The following is a 2,334-nucleotide window of genomic DNA, read 5'->3' as shown; positions in this document are numbered from 1 at the left end:
CATAAACGATTATCTCGTAACAGCCGCTCTTTGTTGATCATTTCAAACCTTTATTCTCTAAGTTAAACCTCTTTTTATTCTCAATAGCGTGACAAAAAATGCAAGTCTCTATTCAGCAACTAGTTTATTGATGAATTTCAGGTGAAACAACTGGCGTAATTCTGAATATCGCTCTAGTTCGTATTTGTGCATCGCTTTCGATAAATGATGATTTACCGTACATACCGTGATATGTAACTCTAGTGCAATTTCATGCCTTAACACGCCAGAGCAGTAGAGTACGAGAACCTCGACCTCACGCGGTGAGAGCTTCGGGAACAGCTTGTAGTAAGGGATGCGATTTTTTAACTCGAACTGATACCATATGCGGCAGCCATAACAGCCTCCTAGCTAGGTTGTGGTGGTTAGCGGTGTGCTGAGGGCGACAACCTTAATACACCGCACTCATTTTACTCTTCATTCTCAGATGGTAACGCTTTGTATTTTATTAAAAGATTAGCTCTAGATGTTGATGTTACAGCAGCAACTAAATCTGGATTCAACATATAAACAGAAGGTGAGATGCATCGAATAATATCTGACTTTTTTAGTAATGGAATTACTCTAGATATTGTTGGATATGAAATCCCTATTTTTTCTGACAATTGCTCATATGTGCCAATAATTCTATTCTGCTTATCCGCATTTTCTAAAAACCAAAACATAAACTTCATCTTGGCATTAGTGAAACCTTCAATTTTTTCTATGATTTCGGAAAGAAATAATTTTTTGAAATCGTTGTCACCAACAGATTTAACTATTGTTTGAGCATTAAATTCTTCACCTGTTTCTAAATCAACAAGTCGTTTATTGCCTACATAATGAACATTACCTTTTGCATCTATTATCTTATTAGCCATTATTGTAATCCAAACTGCAAATAAACTTGTAGTTAAAACTACAACAAAAAAGACAAAAAAGCAACAACTTATCATAAACATTACAAGTCAACTTATCAGAGTTGATAAGTTGGATTATCAAAGATGATAAGTTGGATTTTTTAAACATTTGAAAAATAAAGAAATACTTGATTTCTCTCTATATCTAGGTAGTTAAGGGGGAACCAACCCCCTTAACGGACTTTCAAGGAGTACCAAAACGAGCTTTCAGGCAACTTCAGTGTGAACGCATTTCTCTGTAAGTTCAGTGGCTCTTCCGCTTCCTCGTTTTGGCTGTTCGTTCCTCGTCGCTTCGCTCCTGCGGTACGCCTCAGCCAAAAACTGCGGCGAGCGGTGTGAGTTACAGAGACTTATTCTTTTTCGATTTAAAGCACCGGGAAAGCCTGTAGCGGCGTTTTCTCGGTTTCAGATGCCCGTCAAGGCCATGGAAGGCGCGAAAATCGCTTACAGAGCCAGCAGAGACCAGGTGAACCGCGCTTGAGCCCCTGCTAAGCGGGCTTTTGGCGTGGCGAGCGGTGCGAGTCATGCCAGCTACGTACTTTCAGCAACGCAATCGTTGAATGGTCGAAGACAAAATGATCCTTCCAGCGAGGGGGGTTTCTTGAGGCGCTCTAGCGCCGTGACGCGGAGCGGCGATCAGCCGCGACATCGTATTTGGGCGAAGCCCCATCTTTTGACCTTGATTGTCAGCAATTATCTTGATAGCTGCTCGGAACTCCGACATCTGTTTTATCTCAAATTCATAAACGCATTAGCTAATCTTATCTGGATGGCGGAACCAATTAATAATCTAGAGGGGGCGAGATAATGAGTGACATCAATACAAATTTCTTTCAAGCAATGGCTGAAAAAATTATGACCGTGTTGGGTCATGCGGTTGCAGGGAAAGCAGCCGAATATGCCACGCTCTTAGAAACTGTTACTGGAGGCTACAAAGCCACCATAAAACACAAGACCCCGGATAGGCGTAGACACTACAAATGTGCACATTTGTCGCTCTCGCCAGCCGCTACACGGGGTTTTTGGAGGAATTCAAAAGGAGTAAAATTTTGACAGAAGAAGAACGACTACAGGATTTTTGGATAGAGGCTGATGTGTTATCCGGCGTAAGTTATTTTGATGTCGTTAATGCAGGGTTGGAGCCAGTAAAATATCACTATCCGGTAATGTCAAAACAACAGGTATCGGCGCAACTTAACTTTAAAGTGTGGGAAAGGTCAAAACTTTGTTGTTATTTCCGTTGCCTTGATTCAGGGGAGTATTTTAAAATTAACTAAACTTGCGAAATTCTCCTTCCTGAATGTTAATTGCGAGTAAAACGAGCTTTTAGCATTAGGTGGGAGATGGATAGCAAACAGCTCGAAGAGCTGTCATTTCTCTGGCCTTTCTTGTTTTT

4 protein-coding genes are annotated in these 2,334 nt (G+C 41.0%); 2 read left to right on the top strand and 2 right to left on the bottom strand.

Annotated elements, in window-relative coordinates; translation table 11 throughout:
* Positions 1 to 108: 108 nt before the first annotated feature.
* Together CBG25_RS01900 and CBG25_RS01895 are read right to left on the bottom strand one after the other, a co-directional pair.
* The gene (locus CBG25_RS01900) at positions 109 to 321 is read right to left on the bottom strand and encodes a LuxR C-terminal-related transcriptional regulator (RefSeq protein ID WP_290604148.1); all 213 of its coding nucleotides are present in this window, start codon (positions 319 to 321) and stop codon (positions 109 to 111) included.
* A gap of 128 nt (positions 322 to 449) precedes the next feature.
* Positions 450 to 899, bottom strand: coding sequence for a replication/maintenance protein RepL (locus CBG25_RS01895; protein ID WP_290604146.1), 450 nt, complete (start codon positions 897 to 899; stop codon positions 450 to 452).
* Between the two features lie 846 nt (positions 900 to 1,745).
* Between CBG25_RS01895 and CBG25_RS01890 the strand changes: the two genes are divergently transcribed.
* Together CBG25_RS01890 and CBG25_RS01885 are read left to right on the top strand one after the other, a co-directional pair.
* Entirely contained in the window at positions 1,746 to 1,991 is a 246-nt protein-coding gene (locus CBG25_RS01890; RefSeq protein WP_290604144.1) for a hypothetical protein, read from the top strand.
* Positions 1,988 to 2,215: a hypothetical protein gene (locus CBG25_RS01885; protein ID WP_290604143.1), complete on the top strand. Its 228-nt coding sequence runs from the start codon at positions 1,988 to 1,990 to the stop codon at positions 2,213 to 2,215. The genes CBG25_RS01890 and CBG25_RS01885 overlap by 4 nt, the downstream gene beginning before the upstream one ends.
* Positions 2,216 to 2,334 lie beyond the last annotated feature (119 nt).

Source organism: Arsenophonus sp. ENCA (genome assembly GCF_002287155.1).
Classification (GTDB): domain Bacteria; phylum Pseudomonadota; class Gammaproteobacteria; order Enterobacterales; family Enterobacteriaceae; genus Arsenophonus; species Arsenophonus nilaparvatae.
This window is presented reverse-complemented; position numbering and strand designations above follow the sequence as displayed.